Origin of the sequence: Kitasatospora sp. NPDC057518 (assembly GCF_042802075.1) — a bacterium.
Taxonomy (GTDB): domain Bacteria; phylum Actinomycetota; class Actinomycetes; order Streptomycetales; family Streptomycetaceae; genus Kitasatospora.
In genome coordinates, this window is record NZ_JBHVEU010000061.1 from 21,466 (window position 1) to 27,907 (window position 6,442).

At 76.0% G+C, this 6,442-nt stretch carries 1 protein-coding gene and 1 pseudogene; both read right to left on the reverse strand.

Going from position 1 to position 6,442, the window contains the following annotated elements:
- Positions 1-180 precede the first annotated feature (180 nt).
- A pseudogene (locus ACFU7Z_RS09170) lies at positions 181-5,466 on the reverse strand (type I polyketide synthase); the annotation flags it as partial.
- A 65-nt stretch (positions 5,467-5,531) separates the two neighbouring features.
- A partial coding sequence (locus tag ACFU7Z_RS09175; protein ID WP_380777101.1) for a beta-ketoacyl reductase occupies positions 5,532-6,442 on the reverse strand: 911 nt, incomplete at its 5' end.

Consider the following 6,442-nt stretch of genomic DNA (forward strand, 5'->3'; position numbering starts at 1 on the left):
GGCGGCCGCGCCGTCGTTGGTGGTGGTGGTCATGTCAGCCTTTCGGATGGTGCGCCGGGCGCCGAGCGCGGACGAACGGGCGCGGGTCGGTGAGCGCGGTGCGTCGGCTCGGTGGGTCTGCGCGGTGGGTCCGCGCGGTCGGGTGGGCGCGGTCGGGTTGGGCGCGGTCGGGTGGACGGTTCAGCCGCGGCCGCGCAGGGCGCGGGCGACCAGGCCGTCGATGTCCAGGTCCGCGATGGCGGGCCCGTCCACGGGCGCCGGTCCCGCGTCCGGGCCGGCCGCACGTGGCCCGGGGGTCACGGCCGCCGGGCCCGCCACCGGCTCCGGCAGCAGCTCGGACCGCAGGTGGCGGGCGAGCGCGAGCGGGGTCGGGTGGTCGAAGACCAGGGTCGCCGGGAGCCGGACGCCCGTCGCCCGGGCCAGCCGGTTGCGCAGCTGCACCGCGCCGAGCGAGTCGAACCCGGCCTCCTTGAAGGCCTGGGCGGCGGCGACGGCGTTCTTGGACGGGTGCCCGAGGACGGCGGCGGCGGCGGAGCGCACCAGGTCGAGGACCTCGCGGTGCTGCTCGCGCTCCGGCAGCGCGGCCAGCCGGGCGGCGAAGTCCGCCGCGTCGTCGGCGGGCGCTCCGGTGGCGGCGGTGCGCCGGGGCGTGCGGACCAGGCCGCGCAGCAGCGGGTTCAACTCGCCGCCCGCCGCCTGCCCGCGCAGCGCGTCGCGGTCCAGCCGGGTCGGGACCAGCACCGCCTCCGGAGAACGCAGCGCGGCATCGAACAGCGCCAGCGCCTCCTCCGTCGCCAGGGCCTTGAGACCACCCCGGGCCAGCCGGGCCCGGTCCGCCTCGTCCAGGTGCCCGGTCAGCCCACTGGCCTGAGCCCACAGGCCCCAGGCCAGTGAGACCGCCGGCAGACCGCGCTCACGACGCCACCCGGCCAGACCGTCCAGGAACCCGTTCGCCGACCCGTACAGGCTCTGCCCCGCGTTCCCGAACACACTGGCGCCGGAGGAGAAGAGAACGAAGGCCGCCAGACCCAGGCCCTCGGTCGCCTCGTGCAGGTGCCAGGCCGCGTCCGCCTTCGGGGCGAACACCTCCCCCAGCTCCTCCACCGACCGCGTCTCGAAGACGCCGTCGGCCAACGCACCGGCCGTGTGCACCACCGCCGTCAGCGGACGCTCCACCGGAACCCGACGGACCAGGTCATCGACCACCGAACGGTCCGACACGTCCGCGGCCACCACCTCCACCTCGGCACCCAGCGCCTCGAGCCCGGCCACCAACTCCGCCGCACCCGGCGCCGCCACACCACGACGACTCACCAGCACCAGCCGCCGCACCCCGTGCGACTCCACCAGATGCCGGGCCACCAATCCGCCCAACGTCCCCGTACCACCGGTCACCAGCACCGTCCCCGCCGGATCCAGGACGCCGTGCCCGTCGGCGGAGGCCGGAGCGGAGGCACGCGCCAGACGCGGCACCACCACACCGCCGTCGCGCCAGAGCGCCTGGGTCTCGCCGGACGCCAGCAGGCCGCCCACCACCGACGGGTCCACCGCCGCGGCGGGGAAGCCCGTCCCTTCGCCGCCGAGGAGCACGATCCGGCCGGGCTGCTCCTGCTGGACCGAACGGACCAGCCCCCACACCGCGTTGACCGCCGGGTCCGCGTCCGGGGGCCCGGTCACGACCGCCAGCGGCGCCCCGCTCCGGGCGGGATCGGTGAGTCCCTGGTGCAGGAACTCCGAGACCCGGCCGACCAGCGCCCGGGCGCCCTCGGGCCCCTCGGCCGTCCCGGCGGTCAGGTCCAGCACCGCCGGGGCGGCGACACCGGCGGCGCCGGCGGGCAGGACGAGAGGTGTCCAGCCCACCTGGTAGAGGTGGTCGGTACCGGCCCCGCCGAGGCCGGCGAGCCGGTCGACCGGCACCTGCCGCAGCGACAGGGAGCCGACCGAGGCCACCGGTCCGCCGGTCGGGTCGGTGAGGACGAGCGAGAACGCGTGCGGGCCGGTCTGCCGGGCGTGCACCCGCAGAGCAGTGGGACGTGTGGCGAACAGGGCCACGTCGTTCCAGGCGAACGGCAGCAGGACGTGGCCCGGCTCCGGCTCGGCGATGCCCAGGAAGTTGGTGGCCTGCAGGGCGGCGTCCAGCAGCACCGGGTGGATGCCGAAGTCCTCGGCGGCCCGGCCGGCGGGCAGGGACACCTCGGCGTGCACCTCGCCGTCGAGCCGCCAGACGGCCCGCAGCCCCCGGAACGCCGGTCCGTAGCCGAAGCCGCGGTCCGCCAACCGCTCGTAGAAGCCGTCCAGGGCGACCGGCTCCGCGCCGGCCGGCGGCCACGCCTCGTAGTCGAACTCCGGTGCGGTCTCGGCCGCCAGGAAACCGGTGGCGTGCCTGGTCCAGGCACCGCCCTCGCCGTCCTCGGGCCGCGAGTACAGGGCGAACGGCCGCCGGCCGTCGGCGGCGTCGTCCTCCGGCGCGTCCACCCGCAGGTGCAGCTGCAGGGCGCCGCGCCCGGGGACGAGCAGCGGGGCCTCGATCACCAGCTCCTCGACGGTGGGCGTGCCCGCCTCGTCGCCGGCCCGCGAGGCCAGCTCCAGCAGCGCGGCCCCCGGGGCGAGGACGGTACCGGCGACGGCGTGGTCCGCGAGCCACGGGTGGTCCTTCGGGTCGAAGCGCCCGGTGAGGAGCGCCCCGCCCTCGGGCAGCTGCACCGCCGCGCCCAGCAGCGGGTGCCCGACGGGCGCCAGCCCGGCGGCGCCCACGTCGGTGGCGGGGCGGGTCTCCAGCCAGTAGCGCTGGTGCTGGAAGGGGTAGGTGGGCAGCTCGGAGGCGGGGAGGAGGGCGGCGTCCGGGAAGGCCGTGGACCAGTCCACGGGCAGGCCCCGGACGTGGAGTTCGGCGGCGGCGAGCAGGACGCGGTCCCAGCCACCGTCCTCACGCCGCAGCGTGCCGGTGACGACGGTCGGCGCCTGGACGGCCTCCTCCAGGGCCTCGACGACGGCGTGCGCGAGCACGGGGTGGGCGCTGACCTCGACGAACGCCCGGAAACCGTCACCGGCCAAGGTCTCGACGGCCTCGGCGAAGCGGACGGTCTGCCGCAGGTTGCGGTACCAGTACCCCGCGTCCAGCTCCGGGCCCTCCAGCCAGCGGCCCTCGACGGTGGAGAGGAACGGGACGACGGCCGGCTGAGGCTTCACCGCGCTGAGCAGCTCGGCGAGTTCGGCCTCGATGGACTCCACGTGCGAGGTGTGCGAGGCGTAGTCCACCGGAATCCGGCGCACCCGCACGCCCTGCTCCTCGTACAAGACGACGAGCGTGTCCAGACCCGCCGGGTCGCCGGCCACCACAACCGAGGACGGGCCGTTCACGGCCGCGACCTCGACGCCGTCCGGCAGCGTGCCGGTCACCTCGGCGAGCGGCAGCCCGACCGACACCATCCCGCCACGTCCGGCCAGACCCCGCGCGATGGCCTGCGACCGCAACGCCACCACCGCCGCCGCGTCGTCCAGCGAGAGGATGCCAGCGACGTGCGCCGCCGCGATCTCGCCCTGCGAGTGGCCGACCACCGCGTCCGGCACCACACCCAGCGACGCCCAGAGACGGGCCAGCGCGACGTTCACCGCGAACGACACCGGCTGCACCACATCCACCCGCTCCAACGAAGCGGCACCCGGCACCTGGTTCACCACATCGAGCAACGACCAGTCGACATAAGCCCTCAGAGCCTTGTCGACCTCACCGAGCGCCTCCGCGAACACCGCCGACTCCGCGAGCAGCCGACGCCCCATCCCCACCCACTGGGAACCCTGACCCGGGAAGACGAACACCGACCGACCACTCACCTCCGCCCGGCCCGAGACGACACCCGCCGCCTCCTCCCCCCGTGCCACCGCGTCCAGCGCCGCCACCGTGTCCGCGCGGTCGGCGGCCACCACCACGGCGCGCTGCTCCAGCGCGGCCCGCGCGGTGACGAGGGTGCGGGCGGTACGGGCCAGGCCGGTGTCCGGCTGCTCGGCCAGGAGCCGGCCCCAGGCGCCGGCCTGGGCCCGCAGGGCGTCCTCGGAGGCGGCCGACAGCACCAACGGCATTGCGGCGCCGGTCGGTTCGGCGTCCGGCTGCGGGGCGTCCCCGGCCGGGGCCTGCTCCAGGATCACGTGGGCGTTGGTGCCGCTGACGCCGAAGGAGGAGACGGCGGCCCGGCGCGGCCGGTCGACCTCCGGCCAGTCGCGGCGTTCGGTGAGGAGCGCGACCGCGCCCGAGTCCCAGTCGACCTTCGAGGTGGGTGTGTCGATGTGCAGGCTCTTCGGCAGCACGCCGTGCCGCAGCGCCTCCACCATCTTGATGACACCGGCCGCACCGGCCGCCGCCTGGGTGTGGCCGATGTTGGACTTCAACGACCCGAGCCAGAGCGGCTGTTCGGCCGGACGGCCCTGGCCGTAGGTGGCCAGCACCGCCTGCGCCTCGATCGGGTCGCCCAGCGAGGTCCCCGTCCCGTGGCCCTCGACGGCGTCGACGTCCGCCGCCGTCAGCCGGGCGTTGGCGAGGGCCGCCCGGATCACCCGCTCCTGCGAGGGGCCGTTCGGGGCGGTGAGGCCGTTGGACGCACCGTCCTGGTTGACGGCCGAACCCCGGACCACGGCCAGCACCTCGTGCCCCAACCGCCGGGCGTCCGACAGCCGCTCCAGCAGGAGGACGGCGACACCCTCGGCGAGCCCGGTCCCGTCGGCGCCGTCCGCGTACGCCTTGCAGCGGCTGTCGCGCGCCAGGCCGCGCTGGGTGGCGAAGTCGACGAACACCTCCGGCGTGGCCATCACCGCGACCCCGCCGGCCAGGGCCAGCGTGCACTCGCCGTCGCGCAGCGCCTGCGCGGCCAGGTGGACGGCGACCAGGGAGGAGGAGCAGGCGGTGTCCACCGTCACCGACGGGCCTTCGAGACCCAGGGTGTAGGAGACCCGGCCGGAGGCGACGGAGCCCGAGTTGCCGATCCCGAAGTACCCCTCCAGGCCCTCCGGGAGGTTGAGCACGTGGTGCGCGTAGTCGTGGTACATCAGGCCCGCGTAGACACCGACCGGCTGCCCCTTGAGCGAGGCCGGGTCGATGCCGGCCCGCTCCAGGGCCTCCCAGGAGGCCTCCAGCAGCAGCCGCTGCTGCGGGTCCGTCGCCAGCGCCTCGCGCGGGGAGATCCCGAAGAGCGCGGCGTCGAAGCCGCCCGGGTCGGCGAGGAAGCCGCCCTGCTCGGCGTAGGTCTTCCCGGCGGCGTCCGGGTCGGGGTCGTACAGGCCGTCCACGTCCCACCCCCGGTCGCGGGGGAACGGGGCCATGGCGTCGGTGCCGTCGTGGACCAGGCGCCACAGGTCGGCCGGGGAGGCGACGCCGCCGGGCAGCCGGCAGGCCATCCCGACGATGGCGATCGGCTCGGTGCGCCGGGCCTCGACGTCGCGCAGGCGGCGCCTGGTCTGCTGGAGGTCGGCCGTGACGCGCTTGAGGTAGTCGCGCAGCTTGTCGTCGTTCGACATGGGGTTCTTCCTCGTATCCGTCATCAGGAAAGGCCGAGTTCGTTGTCGATCAGGTCGAAGAGCTCGTCGTCCGAGGCGGCGCCCAGGTCGACGCCCTCGGCCTCGGGCTCCTCGCCCGACTCCGCCCAGCGGGCGGTGAGGGCCTCCAGCCGGGCGGCCACCTGGGCGCGCAGTCCGTCGGGCGCCCCGGACGCGCCGGCCGTCCCGGCCGTGGCCGCCAACGCCTGCTCCAGCCGGTCGAGTTCGAGCAGGACGGGCGGCACGGCCACCGAGCCCGCCAGGCCCAGCCGGTCCCGCAGGTGCTCGGCGACGGCGGCCGGGGTCGGGTGGTCGAAGACCAGGGTCGCCGGGAGCCGGACACCGGTGGCCTCGGTGAGGCTGGTGCGGATCCGCAGCGAGGTCAGCGAGTCGAAGCCGACGTCCTTGAACGCCTGAGCGGGCTTCACCGTCTCGTCGATGCTCTGGCCGAGCACCTTGGCCGCGCTGGCCCGGACCAGGTCCAGGAGCAGCCGGAGCTGTTCGGTCTCGCCCACCGCGGAGAGCCTGCGGAACAGGACCTCACGGCCGTCGCCGGCCGGTGCCCCGGCGGTGGCGGCGGTGCGGCGGGGGGTGCGGACCAGGCCGCGCAGCAGCGGGTTCAGTTCGCCGCCCGCCGCCTGCCCGCGCAGCGCGTCGCGGTCCAGCCGGGTCGGGACCAGCAGCGCCTCCGGGGACCGCAGCGCGGCGTCGAACAGCGCCAGCGCCTCCTCCGTCGCCATGGCCGCCAGGCCGCCCCGGGCCAGCCGGGCCCGGTCGGCCTCGTCCAGGTGCCCGGTCAGGCCGCTGGCCTGCGCCCACAGGCCCCAGGCCAGCGACACCGCCGGCAGGCCCCGCTCACGGCGCCACCCGGCCAGGCCGTCCAGGAAGCCGTTCGCCGACCCGTACAGGCTCTGCC